The organism is Shewanella schlegeliana (assembly GCF_016765635.1).
GTDB classification, from domain to species: domain Bacteria; phylum Pseudomonadota; class Gammaproteobacteria; order Enterobacterales; family Shewanellaceae; genus Shewanella; species Shewanella schlegeliana.
The window spans coordinates 1-14,365 of sequence record NZ_JAESVD010000004.1 but is presented as its reverse complement, the minus strand read 5'-3'; the positions used below and the strand labels follow the sequence as shown (position 1 = coordinate 14,365).

Here is a 14,365-nt window from a genome sequence, read left to right as displayed (position 1 = left end):
CCGTCCTAGGGTACCGCTAATGTCAAAATAATGAAAGGGGAACCGATGGTTTCCCCTTCAAATTTTGACTGTTTTAGAAAGTTTTTACGCCTGCATTTCCTTCTCGAACACGAGTAGGAAGCAGCGCTTGCGGCATGTTTTGATAACAGATTGGACGTTCAAAACGCGCCATCGCCGTCGAGCCAACAGAAGTGGTGCGACCGTCGGTGCTAGCAGGGAACGGACCACCATGGTTCATAGAATGACATACCTCAACACCCGTAGGCATCTGATTGAAAATTAAGCGCCCAACATTAAAGGCTATGGCTTCAATGAGGGTTGTATTTTCAGCCAGTTCTGGCTCTAGACCGTGCAGTGTGGCGGTTAATTGTCCTTCAAGCTGCTCGGCAATGGATTGCATTTGAGCGCTATCATCACACTCGACTAATACCGCACAGGGACCAAACACCTCCTGTTGAATCGCATTTGAAGCGATAAAGTCAGCTGCAGTGACTTTTAACGCCGTAGGGCGGGTGAAGTGGTTGGCTGGCGATGACTCACCTTGAGCGATAAGCTCGACTTTTGGGTTTGTCAGTAGTGCTTCAATCTGTGCTTGATAAGTGCTGGCTATGCCTGCAGTTAGCATGCTGGCTGCGCTTTGAGATGCAATATCTTGAGCCAGTGTCGCCTTGTAGCGGTTTAAGGCATCGCCTTTCACTGCTACGATTACGCCAGGGCTAGTACAGAACTGGCCGTGACCCATCAGCATAGATTGTACTTGAGTCGATGCAAGGCTTTCCGCTTGTTCTTCTAGAATATTAGCCAAGATAAATTGCGGATTAATTGAACCAAGCTCACCATAAAATGGAATAGGTTCTGCACGTGCTGCACATAGATCTGCTAAGATACGACCCACCTTGAGTGAACCGGTAAAGCCTACGGCTTTGATAGCTGGATCAGTCACGAGTGTAGTCGATACTTCAGGTGCAAAACCTTGTACCAAGTTAAATACGCCGTTTGGCATATCACACTTAACGGCAGCGAGTTCGATTGCGCGGCTTACCAGCTCGCTCGTCGCAGCGTGTGCAGGATGTCCCTTTACAACAATGGTGCAGCCAGCGGCGAGTGCCGATGCCGTGTCGCCGCCTGCAGTTGAGAATGCTAGCGGAAAGTTAGATGCGCCAAATACGGCAACTGGCCCTAATGGTAGTGTTGTCAGTCTGGTATCAGGCTTTGGCAACGGTTGTCTTTCTGGGTTAGCCAGATCCACATAGCGGTTATCGATAGGGTTTCTTAAGTTGCCTGCAAACAGTCTCAGTTGACCACAAGTTCGCCCAGTTTCACCTTGTAGACGCGCCATCGGTAAACCCGTTTCTAAATGGGCTGTTTCAGTAATGGCAGCAATATCAGCTTGGATCTCATCGGCTATCGCCTCTAAAAACTCGGCGCGACGCGTTGGCGCAAGGCTGCGGTATTGAACGAAGGCTTGCTTAGCCGCCGCCGTCGCACTGGCAACGATGCTTTTGCTAGCGTTAGCAAAGCGAAACGAGAGTGCTTCGTTGGTCACTGGATTGGTACTGCTGAAGTCAGTTGTCTCCTTGGTCCAGCTACCATTAATAAAGTGCTGACCTGAAATCTCAACTTGGGTTAAATCTGTCATGTTTGCTCCTGAGTTTTAAAGCTCAATTAGAAATTTTTAGGGTTACACTACTTGGAAGCCGAAGGCATAAGGGTCGCTATCATCTACTGTGATGGCGTTATTACCGATAATTCTTGCCCAGCCTTTGATACTCGGCATAATCGCTCTGTGTTCACCGACCGTGGTTTCAGCTTCTATGCGGCCAACAAACTGGCTACCGATAATGCTTTCATGGGTATATTCATTGCCAACACTGAGTAAGCCTTTGGTAAATAGTTGTGCAAGACGTGCGCTGGTGCCTGTGCCACAAGGAGAGCGGTCAATAGCTTTGTCGCCATAGAAAACCGCGTTGGCACCATCTGAACCATCACTGATGGTGTCTCCCGTCCAAAGCACATGGCTGACGCCGTTGACGGTTGGGTCATCTGGATGGATACAAGTGAGTTGCTCTTGGGCCACTTCTCTAACAATAGGGCTCCACTTTAGGATATCTCCCGCACTCCAGTGGCGAAGACCGGGGAAATTTTCCTGCGGGTCAACAATGACGTAGTAGTTGCCACCATAAGAGACATCGACCTTAAGTTTACCGAGCCCTGGAATGTCTAGGATTTTGTCTCTATGGGCGAGGTAAGCGGCTACGTTATAAATTTTCACCCAGTCGACTTTTTGACCTGTTTGTTGATAATCGATGGTGATTTGCCCAGCTGGGACATCGATAATCAATCGACCTGGCGTTTTGGCAGTTAACAGGCCGGATTCAATGGCAGCAGTGATTGTGCCTATGGTGCCGTGGCCACACATAGGTAAACAGCCACTGGTTTCGATAAAGAGAATGGATGCATCGGCGTTGTCAGAGCAAGGAGGGTAAAGAAAGGCGCCGGACATCATATCGTGGCCGCGAGGTTCAAACATTAAGGCTTTACGGATCCAGTCATACTCACGAAGGAAATGTTGGCGTTTATCGCTCATGGTATCGCCAAGCAGGTGAGGGTGGCCGCTGGTAACTAATCTAACCGGGTTGCCACAGGTATGGGCATCAACACAAAAAAAAGTGCCTTTCAGCATGTAAAACACTCCATTGTTATCGTTATTGTTATCGCTATTGTTGTTAGAGTGAGCTAAGCCAGCCGCTTAATCTGCATTAAACGGCTGGCTTATTGGCGATCAGACTTTTTATTAGTCGATGTTGTACTTGTCTAGATTGATGCGAGTCTCTAACGCATGAGCAATTACCTGCTCAACGTATGCACGCTCTTCGCCAATCAGTGTAAGACGCGGTAGACGAACATTTTCACTACCACGACCCACAATCTGCTCTGCAAACTTGATGCACTGAACAAGTGTTGGGATAGTGTCTAAACGCAGTAGCGGCATGAACCAACGGTAGATTTCACGTGCTTCTTCAATACGACCAGCGCGAGCTAGCTTATAAAGCGTCACTGATTCACGTGGGAATACGTTAGTTAGACCAGAGATCCAGCCTGTTGCGCCAAGGAAAAGACTTTCAAGTGCGATATCGTCAACACCACATAGGATGTTGAAACGATCACCGAAACGAGTCTGTAGTTCTGTTAGGCGGCGGGTATCGGTAGTCGATTCTTTGATAGCAACGATGTTTTCTTCTTCAGCAAGAATCGCGGTCATCTCTAGGTTGATATCTACGCCGTAACCGACAGGGTTGTTGTAGATCATGATCGGCAACTTAGTTGAGCGCGCTACCGTTTGATAATGGGTTACCACTTCACGGTCGGTGCCACGGTATACCATAGCCGGAAGAAGCATTAGCCCATCAACGCCAAGCTTCTCTACATCTTGAGCGTACAAAGATGCCGCTTCTGCGGTGTTTTCTGTACAACCAGATAGTACAAGAATACGGCCATTTACTGTTTCAACGGTATGCTTGATGAACTCACGCTTTTCTTCAGGGCTTAGAGAGGCGTTCTCACCGATCGTGCCTAAAGCAATAATTCCGTCAATACCATCTCTGATCAGATCTTCCAACATACGAGCATTTGACTCATAGTTGATTGAACCATCTTCATTAAATTGCGTTGAGATTGCTGGAAAAACACCTTGCCAATTTACTTTCATATTAAGCCTCTATTACTGCTGTGTAGCGTTTGGAGTTATATGTGGGTTGGTATATTGTATACGCATGTTTTCAAAATGAAACCCTTTTGTATTGGGAATGTATATGAAATTCTGCTACCAAAACCACAAGAATTATTGTATACAATATCCAAATATTAACGATGGAGCAATAAAAATATGCAGTCGGTCACAATAAGCCCTGAATTATCGAGCAGTTTCAAAGATTTTGTCACCATTGATGCTCACACAGAAGGGGAGCCGTTAAGGATTATAATTTCAGGTTATCCAGAGATTAAGGGCAAGACTATTTTAGAGAAGCGACAATATGTGCAACAAAATTTGGATGCTTATCGTAAGTTATTGATGCATGAGCCTAGAGGGCATGCGGATATGTATGGCGCATTGATTACAGAGCCTGTGACTCCTGATGCCGATTTTGGGGTGCTATTTTTACATAACGAAGGCTATAGCAGCATGTGTGGTCATGGGATCTTGGCGTTAGTTAAGGTGATGTGCCAAACAGGGGCTATCGAGTTAGGGCAAGAGCCACGCATTATTAAAATCGATGCACCAGCCGGTTTGATTACCGCCAAGGCCTACCGTGATCCGCAGGATAAAATTCATGCTAGCTTTAAGAATGTAGACTCTTGGGCCGATGATCTCGATTGCAGTGTTAATGTCGATGGTTTTGGTCTGGTTAACTATGATATCGGTTTTGGCGGGGCCTATTACGCCTATGTCGATGCCGATGCACATGGCATTAGTTGTGGGCAAGATAATGTGGCACAGCTGATTGATATCGGCCGCAGAATTAAACATGCGGTCATGGCTGTTCATCCATTAGCGCACCCATTAGAAGAAGATTTAAGCTTTCTTTATGGCACTATCTTTACCTCTAAAAAGGTAACTAATCCCGAGGCTCACTCACGTCATGTGTGTATTTTTGCTGATGGTGAAGTGGACCGTTCGCCAACCGGAACAGGCGTTGCAGGTAGAGTGGCTCTTTTACATGCCAAGGGTGAGGTCGAACTAAATACGCCGCTGATGATAGAAAGTATTGTCGATGGCAGAATGATTGTTAGCGCCTCGGCGGTGTCTGAGTTTCATGGTAAGCAGGCGGTGATCCCAGAGGTTTCGGGTCGCTCTTATATTACTGGTAAGCATCAGTTCTTTATCGACTCCGATGATGTGTTTCAAAACGGTTTTATGTTGCGTTAATTGTGTCAGTAAAATGAGTGGAGAAAGATTATGAGCAATAAGTTGCACCCTGACACATTGACCATTGTTGGCGCAGGTATTGTGGGATTAGCTGCGGCAATTGAGCTGCAGCGAGCGGGGTTTAATGTCACAGTTGTAGATAAAGAGGGCGCGGGCACGGGAGCTTCAAAGGGTAACGCGGGTCACTTTGCCACCGAGCAGGTATTTCCTTTAGCGGATCCTGCCATGTTACCTAAGCTGCCAGGCATGCTACTGGATCCGCTTGGGCCGTTTCGTATTCAACCTAAGTACTTTTTTAAAGCGCTACCTTGGTTTTTGCGTTTCCTACACAATATGTTGCCTTCACGTAGAAGTCAGAATAGTCGAGCGATTAAGGCGCTTAATCAAGACTCTATCGCAGCGATGAAATCCCTTGCTGAGTTTTGTGGCTGTGAAGAGCTACTCATCTTGAATGGAAGTTTGTTGGTGTTTGAAGGTACATCGCAGCAGGAAGTACACAAAGAGTTTCGTGCTTATGCCGAAGCGGGGGTTGAAGTTCAGTTATTGAATGGTGATGAAGTCAGGGCGTTAGAACCTTCGTTGAGTTCAAATATCACCAATGCTTTGTACTTTACCCATGTGGGCCATACAGAAGATCCCTATCGTTTATGTTTGGCGCTAGAAGCGAAATTTAAACAGATGGGAGGAGAGGTGGTTACCGAAGAGTTAGTGAAGATAAAGAGCTCTAATACAGATTCGAGTATTACGCTGGAAACAAACTCAGGTAGCCATACCACCGAACGGTTGATTATTGCCTCCGGTGCCTGGTCTAAACCTTTTGCTAAGCAGCTAGGCTATTCGGTGCCTCTGGAAACAGAGCGGGGCTATCATTTGATGATGCCGCAGCGCAGCCGCTTGTCTCGTCCGGTTGCCTCTTATAATCGTAAGTTCATCATTACCCCTATGCAGGGTGGCACAAGGTTAGCAGGCACGGTCGAATTTGGTGGTCTGAAGGCACCTTTAGTTGAGGCAAGGGCAAATTGCCTGTTTCCTCATGCAAAGGCACTTCTGCCGGAGCTATTTGCTGATGCATCCGTTGAGGATGGTGAGCGTTGGATGGGCTTTAGGCCATCGATGCCTGATAGCCTGCCAGTGTTGGGGCGTAGCCAGAAGCAGTCGAATGTATTTTTCTCTTTCGGTCATCAGCATCTGGGGCTCACCTGGTCGGCGATTACCGCTAAGTTACTCACTCAAGAGGTATTAGGTAAACAGGCTGATATTGACTTAAGCCCCTATCGAATCGATAGGTTTAGTTAGAGTTAGCCTAGCATCGAGCATATGGAAGTTGATTATCATTGAGAGCACAGTGCTCATCTCTTTCTTACTCTATATCGCTTCATATTGGCACGTGGGCTTGCATTTGCTGGTTACGGTTAATTTGTATAAGGCTGTAAAAACTGTCCAAGTATAAGTAAAAAGCCATCGACTTAGCTCGATGGTTTTTTACTTGGTGGGCGTTTAAATAGACTGTCTACTCTTGTAAATGACGGCTTGTTAATGTTCATTACTCTCTCGTTTTTGTACTAATTTGGCCACTTTCTTGGCCGACAGCACAGCGCCCTCGTGTAGACCGTCATAGAGATAGGCACCGACATGGTAGGTGTGGTTGTTGCCATTGTTATCGATAATATTACGGCGATATTGAAAAGCATCAACGCTATAGAGCGGGGTGTGGTGCTCAAATGTTTGCAGGATATTTTGTTCTGCAATCAAATTATCAATGTTATAGGCCAAGCTGTATTGCGGTTTTTTCGGTAGATTACAGATCCGAGTTAAGCTCGCGTTGTAGCCCCATCCTGCTTGGGTTTGAAAAAAATCAAACTCCGATGGCTGGCTTATTTCGAAGCGAGGGTAAATCAGCGGGTCTCGATGCAGTACTGTTTTGGCTATATTCGCTTTCCAAGGGGAGAAGAACTTCACTTCTGAAGCTGTTGGTTCGGATATTAAGCGTAATACTTGATCTGGTGGAACGGCTAAAATGAGTTTGTCGAAATGCTCACTGCTGCCATCGGCAAATTGCAGCGTGACGCCACTATCGGAGCGGAGCACTGTTTCTATCTCCGCATTAAGGATGACCTTGCCGTTTAAAAGGCGCTCTATTTTCTCGATATAGCTGTAGACCCCGCCATCTATTCGTTTCCAGTTGGCCCAAAAATAGCGACGAAAAATATTAAACGCTAACTCTGCAGGAACCTTAGTGATGGCTTTGTAGGGAATAGAGAAACAATACATAGTAAAGAGTTTTAACCATGTGTTCTTCACCTGATGTTTACTGACGTAGTCCGCAAAAGGCCTGTCTCTAAGAGAAGATGAGGGTTTGAAATATATCTGCAGCAATAACCAGTTCGCAGAGAGATAAACATAAGCGAGTTTGAAAAACTCAAGGATAAAGGCTAAGCCTTTTATATTACCCGTTATCACTGAGGGGGAAAGAAAGCGTTTCTTATTACGTTTAAAGAGCGCTGAACCAACCTCGAGAGGCTCGAGATTAACATTGAGTTCATCCATCAAGGAAATGAAGTGCTTAAAGTTACTGGAAAACTCTACGACACCGCCCTCCAGAGTGATATTTTGTGGCACATTAGGGACTTTTATGTTTTTGTTTACCGTGCGTATGTGTCCGCCTAGCGTGGCTTTTTTCTCAAATACGTTCACAGTATGACCCTGTTTACTCAGGTAGTAGGCGGTTACCATGCCGCTAGCGCCACCTCCAATGATCGCAAACTTCATTCCGTCCTCCCTATGACCTATTTGTAATGCTAGTTAACCTAGAGGATACGCTCACCACTCAGATGTTGATACAACTTGGCTCCGGTCCAAAATGTGCCAGCAAATCCAGCATATCCTGAGGAGGCGTTACAGAAGTAGAACCCTTTCAGTGAACTGTTATGGTTTAATCGCCAGAGGTTGAAATTGTTTGGCGTCATTGCCGAGCCGTATGAGTTACCCTTAGGACACCAGCAGAAATCTTCATTCGTTGTCGGGCTACCCGTGTTTTTATAGGATAAGTACTCTCTAAAGTTTGGCACGTAATGCTCTTCAACCGTACTGACTATGGCATCGAATATCGCTCGTTTTTTCTGCCTATAGGCTCTTGGGTCGCGCGCCTTTAAATCTTTAAAATATTGGTAATCGGCAACGGTGACGAACTCGATAATCTGCTGGCCATCGGGTCTATCCGATCTGTCTTGCGTTAAAAAGTCTGGAGTGGACATGGCGAAACTGGGAGCCGAATAATCATGATTACGATACATGGCATCAAAGGCTTGATTGAGATCTAAGTGACTGCTGTGAAAAGTGTTCCACTTACCAAAGCCATAGTCAGCTAAGTTAATATCTTTAACCGAACAGTAAGCCATGAAGTTAGAAGCCGAATAGTCATAGTTAAGCTGACTTCTTAGCTTTAAAGAGAACTTTTCAATGCCGATAAGATGGGCGGCTTTTTTAGGATCCATATTACAGATGGTGCACTTTGCCGAGTAACGCACAGTTTCATTAGTTTTAAGATCGGTGGCTTCAACAGCTACAACGCGATTATCTTCCAGAATAAATTTGTCTACTTGTGTCTGATAGAAGATCTTACCGCCATTATCTTCAATAGTATCGACTAATGAGTCGATCACATGTTCAAAATGATGAGTCGGATAATAGGCTCCTCTCTGATACCCAGTAAAAAGCAGCACCCAAGCGCAAAATGACAGCTGATTTGGTGGAAGCAGAAAATCGGGCCACTGAAGTGCGAGCAGAGTTTGCGCCTCCAGTGGCAGCTTATGTTTGTCAAACATCTGCTGCAGAGTAAATCTGATGTTCCTGTATGCAGTTGCGGCTTTTTCTAGATTTTTGAAGATATTTTTAAAGCGTTCGTCACCAGATAACACAGTTAACCCATCGGCCGTTCGTCTGACTTCATCAAAAAATGCACGGCATTGCTTGGTATGCTTAGGAAACAGGGACTCTAGGCGGGTAAGCAGTAATTCTGAATCATAGGGAATATCGAGTTGATACCCAGGCATGCGCATATGATCGAAACCTTGTGGGTCGAATGACTCGAATGTTACCTTCTGATCGAGTTGTAGCTTCTTGAGAACTTGGTTAACCGTTTCTCCTTCGCCACAGTTCCATACATAGTGAAGTTGGGCATTAAATTTGTAATGCTTGCCTATGGGAAAAGTGTGCCCGAAGCCACCAGGATATTGATGTGCTTCTAGGAGCACCACTTTACGACCCGATTTTGCACTCAGAGCGGCGAACACTAATGCGGATATACCACTACCGACAATTAAGTAGTCTGTATCCATTATCGACTCCATCTGGCTGGTGGGGCAGGGTTCGCTGTTTTCAGCTGTGTGGGGCATCACCCTAGTACCTATGATTGTAGTTTGCGTGATGATAGCCAGCAAATAGGATCCCGATTTTAGGGACGGCACTTGGCTGCACCTAGGCCGAGGTCGTGGGTAGGTTGTTCGCTAACTGAAATGTGGGTGACGCGATAGGCTAGAGATAGATTGACGTCACCTTAGTTTGTTTACTCTACAATGGTTATAGACTCTGGAGTATAAGGATTATCATGGACAAACTTACAATGGATAACGCTCAAGAAGTGCTTCTTCAAATAACAAAGATAGTCGAAACTGAATGCAGTCAGGATGCCAGCGCATTATTAGATGAAGGTTTTGTTTTACTCGCGGTGAATACAAATGTGTTTGAAGATAGTGAAAATCGTTTTGTTTATGCCTTAGGCTTTCCCAAACCATTAGGCCAACTCAGCGATTGGGCTAAGTCGAACTTTTAGTCACTATCTTTAGCAGAGTTCAAAGCGGTAAGAACATTGCACTTAAGAGCATGGCAGTAGAGTTATAGCACAGAGCCATTGACTGGGTGTCTTTGTTGGGAGTGCGAGACTGAAGTTGTTTTTCATGGTGCTCCACAGCATTCGCTTGTTTTAATTTTGCTTAAATGGGTCTTATTTTAGGTGAAAAAGTAGCTAAAGATTTGCACTCCAAGTAGGAAAAGACACAGCAGTGCACCAGTAATCGGCCAGCCTTTGCGGCTATTCTCCTTATTTTTGACCATTTGGCGCTGGACACGCCAAAGTGACAGGTTAACTAAAGCAAAAATGATCAGAATAATAAAGCTGGTGGTTTTGGCCAGAGTGACAATAGGCAGCCAGAGTGCGAAAAAGCAAACAATTGCGGTGATGATAATGGTAGCGATGATCGGCGTATGTGTCTTGCTGTTTACTTTGGCGAAAAAAGCAGGAGCTCGCTCTTGATGAGCCATGCCATAGAGTACTCTGGCTGCCATGATGATCTGCACTAATATGCCGTTTAGAATGGCAAATAGACTGATGACACTGATTAGGGTTCCAGCCAGGGGATGATGGCGGACCAGAATATCTTTAAGTGGGGCATCTGAGGCCGCTAGCTGCTCTAAGGGAAGAGAGAAGACTGCGACTAACGCCACAATCACATAGAGTAAGCTGGCGCTAATAAATGCCAGTATTATTCCCCTTGGCATGGTTTTGCTTGGGGACTTAACCTCTTCAACAATATTGACCATATCTTCAAAGCCGATAAAGGCATAAAAGGCGAGAAATGCACCGCTGAGCACACCTCCTAATAAGAGTGTACTTTCAGGTATAAAAGCTTGCTGTAGATCTAAGGTGGCGGGGAGCGCGCTGCCTGCAATAGTTATGACCAGTAACAGACCGAAGACTTCGATGACGGTTATCAAGGCCGCGAACCAGAGGGACTCGGCAATGCCCCATATCGCGATAAGTCCGAGTAATACAAGCATTACAGATATGCTGAAGTGGCGTGGGAGTTCGACAAAATGGTTTAAATAGCCCACAAAGCCATTTATGAGCGTTGCAGATGACACTATGCCAGTAAACACCACAAGATAACCGACAATGATGCCAAAATAACGGCGATGGAACCCCTGCTCAACATAGCAAGCCTCACCAGCGCTTTGAGGAAAGCGAGAGACCAGCTCACAGTAACTCAATGCCGTTACATAAGCGATAATTGCGGCAACGATAAACGAGAGCGGTGCGAGCATACCTGCATAGGCCGCCACTTTCCCGACTAAAACGTAGATCCCCGCGCCTAGCATGGTACCCAACCCATAAAGGGTCAGTAGAGGCAGACCGATCTTACGTGCCAAGGGGGTAGCTTTGGCTGAAGGGGAACGGGATGTTCTGGTAACCGATTTATAAGTTTGCATGGGAACGGGTATTCACTGATCCATAAGTACTGCTTTTAGTGTAGTACATTGAGGCAGTGGTTTTACTCGCTATGGGGCTAACAGTGAGCGTGGCTCGAGTAGCGACATAAGAGATAGGTGCAATCCAAGAGAGCTACACCTATCTTAATTTGTGTGAAGACGATATTAGGCTCCCATACAGTCTTCAATTTCCTCTATTGTTCTGGGCACATCGATAGACAGATTCTCATAGCCTGTTGCAGTGACCAAAATATCGTCTTCGATACGGATCCCCATGCCACGATAGGCTTCGGATACATCGAGTGCATCTTTCGGGAAATAAATCCCCGGCTCAATAGTAAATACCATGCCCGCTTCGAGTGTGCGCCAGTTACCGTCCTGATCATGGTATGGTCCAACATCATGGACATCCATACCTAGCCAATGGCCAGTCTTATGAACGGTAAAGCGTTTATAGCTTTCAGTTGCCATAATCTCCTCAATGCTGCCGCTTAACAATCCAAGCTCCTTAAGCCCCTCTGCCATCACCTGCATGCAGGTTTCATAAAGGCTATTCCAAGTCGCCCCTGGTTTCACCTTGGCGATGGCCTGATCTAGCGCATCTAGCACTAATTGGTAGATCGCTTTTTGTTCCTTTGAAAAGGTGCCATTTACCGGGTAACTGCGAGTAATATCCGCAGCGTAATGTTCAAATTCACCACCGGCATCGATAAGGAGCATCTGTCCATCAGCTAATTCACAGCAGTTCTCTTCATAATGCAGGCAGCAAGCGTTATTACCGCCAGCGACGATGCTGGGGTAGGCAACATCATTGCAGCCAAACTTTGCAATAGTGAAATCAAATAATGAAGAGAGCTCTCGTTCATTAACGCCAGGTTTGCACGCTTGCATCACCGCTTTATGGCCTGCGGTTGACGCCGCCACGGCAGCGCGAACTTTTTTGACCTCATCAACGGATTTTACGACACGCATCCCATGCAGTACTTCGGCTAAAGGCTTAATCGAGGTGAACTGCTTAGGAGTGTCAAAAGAGCAATGATGTCGTTGATGGTTAGCCCAGCCAACAAGCTGTGATGAGAAGCGGCCCAACTCATCACCCACATAAAGTGTGTTAATACCTTGCAGCAGAGGTAATAGAGTGTCTTCGAATTCAGCCGGTGTATAAGCCTTATTGGCACCGTGTTTCTCAACGGCACCTTCAATGCCCGCACGTGCGCCAAAGCTGACCTCTTGAGCGGGATCTTTTGGCCGACAAAATAGGATGTACTGGTTTACATCTGCTTTAATCAGTAATGCGATGGCATCGGGCTCATCGAATCCGGTTAAATAGAGAAAGTCATTATCTTGTCTAAAATGGTATTTGATATTTTTACTACGTACTTTCTGTTGGTAGCCAGAAATGATGACTAAACTGTTATTTGGTAACAGAGCTAGTAGCTCATCGCGTCTTTGTTGGTAGAGAGCAGACATCTTGTTATTCCTACTACCGCTGTTTTTAGCGGTTAATATTTTTAAAATAATAAATGTATATTTTATCCATTACACGATATTCGTTGCTTTATAGCAAGTTCACGGTGCAATTTCTTGTAATGAGTGAAATAATAATAGCTATTGCATATTAGAGAGAATGTATTGTGAATCGAGCGGTATTTTTAGACAGAGATGGCGTTATCAATCTAGACCATGGTTATGTACATCAGGTTGACGATTTTGAATATATAGACGGTGTATTTGATGCATGTGCGGCCCTCAAAGAGATGGGCTATCTACTTGCCGTTGTCACTAACCAGTCTGGCATTGCTCGAGGAATGTATAGCGAAGATCAGTTTCATTCATTAACGGAATGGATGGATTGGAACTTTGTAGATAAAGGTGTTGAGTTGGATGGTATCTATTATTGTCCGCATCATGCAGAAAAGGGCATTGGCGAATATAAGATCGATTGTGACTGCCGTAAACCAAAACCGGGCATGCTTAACTCGGCGGCTCAGTTCTTAAAAATTGATCTATCTCAGTCAGTCATGGTGGGTGATAAGCGTGATGATATGTTAGCGGCAGAGGCGGCGGGCGTACCGACACGCATTCTGGTTAGAACCGGTAAATCAGTTACCGATGATGCAATTGCTGCAGCAACAGTCGTATTAGATTCGATTGCGGATGTGCCAGCCTATCTTGCGAGTCAAGCCTAGCCGAGTAAGAAAGTTTAGACTACCCCTTACTTATACTGTGAACTATCTAGTTAAGATGAGCTTGTACATACTACTGGTACTTATGTATGTGTAATCAGTAAATTGAATATAAATGCCCCTCATAGTAGGGGCATTTTTGTTTTTAGCTTCTGTCTAAATGCTTTAGTTATTCACTTCCACCTCTAAAAGTCGGATTTTGGAGCGGCTTGCATTAAAGAATAGCTACGAGACGAACTGCTCCTTTAATCAAATCTGCCCATTAAATCGGCTGGCGTGCCGTTTAAAACAGCGTTTCGCGCAAATGATGTTCATTTGATTCGGATGTTCTAATTTTATTAAGAAAGCCACTTGCGCTTTCATCTCACATCCCTATAATGCGCATCCACTGACACGGCATAGCAGGCCAATGGCTCTTAGCAAAAGCTAGGTAGCAAAGGACTTGCAGCGCAAATCAGTCACTCCTTTCTCTTTATGAAAAAGAATAGAGTGAGGTTAAAAAATCGAAAGAGATTTGAACCTGGTGGCAATCGCTTTAAGAGCTTTATTAGATGCTTGTTAACACGAGAGTGGTAAATAATCATCGTTTGAATGAATTCTTAAAATAAACGCTTGACGCCAATAACTGGATGTGTAGAATACACACCCCAAGCCAAACGACCTAAGCGTCTAAGGCGAAGTCTGAAAGACGACTTCACGCTCTTTAACAATATGACAAGCAAATCTGTGTGGACACTCACAGAGATTAAGTTATTCGAAACTGTCTTCTAACGAAGCAGTCAAAAATTTACTTAATGAATGAGTGTTCATAGCAATATGTAATACAGAATTCGTTGAGCCGCTGACCCTTTCGAGGTGAAGCAAAAAAACTTTAATTGAAGAGTTTGATCATGGCTCAGATTGAACGCTGGCGGCAGGCCTAACACATGCAAGTCGAGCGGTAACACAAGGGAGCTTGCTCCTGAGGTGACGAGCGGCGGACGGGTGA

At 45.4% G+C, this 14,365-nt stretch carries 11 protein-coding genes and 1 rRNA gene; 5 read left to right on the top strand and 7 right to left on the bottom strand.

What is annotated here, in order from left to right:
- Positions 1 to 73: 73 nt before the first annotated feature.
- From JMA39_RS07895 to dapA, 3 genes are all read right to left on the bottom strand, one after another.
- Entirely contained in the window at positions 74 to 1,639 is a 1,566-nt protein-coding gene (locus JMA39_RS07895; protein ID WP_202721329.1) for an aldehyde dehydrogenase (NADP(+)), read from the bottom strand.
- A gap of 42 nt (positions 1,640 to 1,681) precedes the next feature.
- A complete protein-coding gene (locus tag JMA39_RS07890; RefSeq protein WP_202721328.1) occupies positions 1,682 to 2,683 on the bottom strand; it encodes a 4-hydroxyproline epimerase in 1,002 nt (333 codons plus the stop codon).
- Positions 2,684 to 2,794: 111 nt separating this feature from the next.
- Entirely contained in the window at positions 2,795 to 3,709 is a 915-nt protein-coding gene (dapA, locus tag JMA39_RS07885; RefSeq protein ID WP_202721327.1) for a 4-hydroxy-tetrahydrodipicolinate synthase, read from the bottom strand.
- A gap of 177 nt (positions 3,710 to 3,886) precedes the next feature.
- Here dapA and JMA39_RS07880 point away from each other — a divergent pair, with 177 nt between their 5' ends.
- On the top strand, positions 3,887 to 4,927 hold the full coding sequence (locus tag JMA39_RS07880) for a proline racemase family protein (protein WP_202721326.1): 1,041 nt from the start codon (positions 3,887 to 3,889) through the stop codon (positions 4,925 to 4,927).
- Between the two features lie 30 nt (positions 4,928 to 4,957).
- Positions 4,958 to 6,223, top strand: a complete 1,266-nt coding sequence (locus JMA39_RS07875; RefSeq protein ID WP_202721325.1) for an NAD(P)/FAD-dependent oxidoreductase — start codon at positions 4,958 to 4,960, stop codon at positions 6,221 to 6,223.
- A gap of 237 nt (positions 6,224 to 6,460) precedes the next feature.
- Here the strand turns inward: JMA39_RS07875 and JMA39_RS07870 are convergent, their stop codons facing one another.
- Positions 6,461 to 7,696 carry an FAD-dependent oxidoreductase gene (locus JMA39_RS07870; protein WP_202721323.1) on the bottom strand — a complete coding sequence of 412 codons (1,236 nt, stop codon included), beginning with the start codon at positions 7,694 to 7,696 and terminating at the stop codon, positions 6,461 to 6,463.
- Positions 7,697 to 7,734: 38 nt separating this feature from the next.
- Positions 7,735 to 9,264: a phytoene desaturase family protein gene (locus JMA39_RS07865; protein WP_202721320.1), complete on the bottom strand. Its 1,530-nt coding sequence runs from the start codon at positions 9,262 to 9,264 to the stop codon at positions 7,735 to 7,737.
- Between the two features lie 269 nt (positions 9,265 to 9,533).
- Here JMA39_RS07865 and JMA39_RS07860 point away from each other — a divergent pair, with 269 nt between their 5' ends.
- Positions 9,534 to 9,758: a hypothetical protein gene (locus JMA39_RS07860; RefSeq protein ID WP_202721319.1), complete on the top strand. Its 225-nt coding sequence runs from the start codon at positions 9,534 to 9,536 to the stop codon at positions 9,756 to 9,758.
- A 176-nt stretch (positions 9,759 to 9,934) separates the two neighbouring features.
- Here the strand turns inward: JMA39_RS07860 and JMA39_RS07855 are convergent, their stop codons facing one another.
- Together JMA39_RS07855 and JMA39_RS07850 are read right to left on the bottom strand one after the other, a co-directional pair.
- Positions 9,935 to 11,131 (bottom strand): APC family permease, encoded by a 1,197-nt coding sequence (locus JMA39_RS07855; RefSeq protein WP_237732736.1) that lies wholly within the window; start codon positions 11,129 to 11,131, stop codon positions 9,935 to 9,937.
- A gap of 225 nt (positions 11,132 to 11,356) precedes the next feature.
- Positions 11,357 to 12,661: an aminopeptidase P N-terminal domain-containing protein gene (locus JMA39_RS07850; RefSeq protein WP_202721316.1), complete on the bottom strand. Its 1,305-nt coding sequence runs from the start codon at positions 12,659 to 12,661 to the stop codon at positions 11,357 to 11,359.
- Between the two features lie 164 nt (positions 12,662 to 12,825).
- On the opposite strand from JMA39_RS07850, the gene gmhB reads away from it, so the two are divergent.
- Together gmhB and JMA39_RS07840 are read left to right on the top strand one after the other, a co-directional pair.
- Positions 12,826 to 13,380, top strand: a complete 555-nt coding sequence (gene gmhB / locus JMA39_RS07845; RefSeq protein ID WP_202721315.1) for a D-glycero-beta-D-manno-heptose 1,7-bisphosphate 7-phosphatase — start codon at positions 12,826 to 12,828, stop codon at positions 13,378 to 13,380.
- An 869-nt stretch (positions 13,381 to 14,249) separates the two neighbouring features.
- A 16S ribosomal RNA gene (locus JMA39_RS07840) occupies positions 14,250 to 14,365 on the top strand; the annotation flags it as partial.

What these genes read in the sequence shown, in the direction of transcription:
- dapA (WP_202721327.1), bottom strand. Translation starts at nt 3,709, where the DNA reads ATGAAAGTAAATTGGCAAGGTGTTTTTCCAGCAATCTCAACGCAATTT.
- JMA39_RS07850 (WP_202721316.1), bottom strand. Translation starts at nt 12,661, where the DNA reads ATGTCTGCTCTCTACCAACAAAGACGCGATGAGCTACTAGCTCTGTTA.
- JMA39_RS07865 (WP_202721320.1), bottom strand. Translation starts at nt 9,264, where the DNA reads ATGGATACAGACTACTTAATTGTCGGTAGTGGTATATCCGCATTAGTG.
- JMA39_RS07875 (WP_202721325.1), top strand. Translation starts at nt 4,958, where the DNA reads ATGAGCAATAAGTTGCACCCTGACACATTGACCATTGTTGGCGCAGGT.
- JMA39_RS07870 (WP_202721323.1), bottom strand. Translation starts at nt 7,696, where the DNA reads ATGAAGTTTGCGATCATTGGAGGTGGCGCTAGCGGCATGGTAACCGCC.
- JMA39_RS07860 (WP_202721319.1), top strand. Translation starts at nt 9,534, where the DNA reads ATGGACAAACTTACAATGGATAACGCTCAAGAAGTGCTTCTTCAAATA.
- JMA39_RS07895 (WP_202721329.1), bottom strand. Translation starts at nt 1,639, where the DNA reads ATGACAGATTTAACCCAAGTTGAGATTTCAGGTCAGCACTTTATTAAT.
- JMA39_RS07880 (WP_202721326.1), top strand. Translation starts at nt 3,887, where the DNA reads ATGCAGTCGGTCACAATAAGCCCTGAATTATCGAGCAGTTTCAAAGAT.
- JMA39_RS07890 (WP_202721328.1), bottom strand. Translation starts at nt 2,683, where the DNA reads ATGCTGAAAGGCACTTTTTTTTGTGTTGATGCCCATACCTGTGGCAAC.